Source organism: Citrobacter sp. VF227, assembly GCF_052950715.1.
In genome coordinates, this window is sequence record NZ_JBRFVF010000142.1 from 1 (window position 1) to 630 (window position 630).

The 630-nt window shown below is 63.0% G+C and carries 1 protein-coding gene; it reads right to left on the bottom strand.

Annotated features, from left to right (window positions below):
• Positions 1-88 precede the first annotated feature (88 nt).
• Positions 89-436 carry a YegP family protein gene (locus ACU8YC_RS25525; protein WP_014595622.1) on the bottom strand — a complete coding sequence of 116 codons (348 nt, stop codon included), beginning with the start codon at positions 434-436 and terminating at the stop codon, positions 89-91.
• Positions 437-630: the final 194 nt, after the last annotated feature.

The window sequence follows — 630 nt, forward strand, 5'->3', positions numbered from 1 at the left end:
TTATCTGGTCAGCGAGCCGAACCTGTTCTACGTGTTTCGCAAACCGGCCAGGTGATCGGACGACCAGCCGATCACCTGGCACCAGCGATCAGGCGACCGGCGAGGCGCTTTCGTCCTGCAGGGCGGCGTTCGGGGCGTGGCGACGGACCGAGTCGCAGCCCTGCTCGGCGCTGTGCAGGCTGGCGTACATCTGGCTCTGACCGATGACCTGGCCATTCGTGGCCTTGAGCACGAAGTAATGCTTGCCGTTGCTCGACTCCCTGACCTCGAACGCCTCTTCGCGCACGGCATTCTTACGTACCGAATCGATGCCGTTGAGCGCCGAAGCGTGGGCCTTGTACTGTTCGCTGGACAACACGACCTGGCCGTTGCTGGCCAGCAGATTGAAATGAAACTGGCCATTGCTGGCGCGTTTCAGCTGGAATTTGCCGGACATGGCGACACCTCCTGTGAACTGCTGCGACGGACTCGGCGCAGCAATTCAAGCGTAGTCGCCCGTGGCGAGAGGCGCCGCTGTGTCACGGTCAGCGCGTGAGGGTCTGCACGCCGTCCTGGGTGCCGAGCAGCAGCAGATCGGCCGGGCGCATGGCGAACAGGCCGTTGCTGGCAAAAGGTTCTGCCGTGAAATCG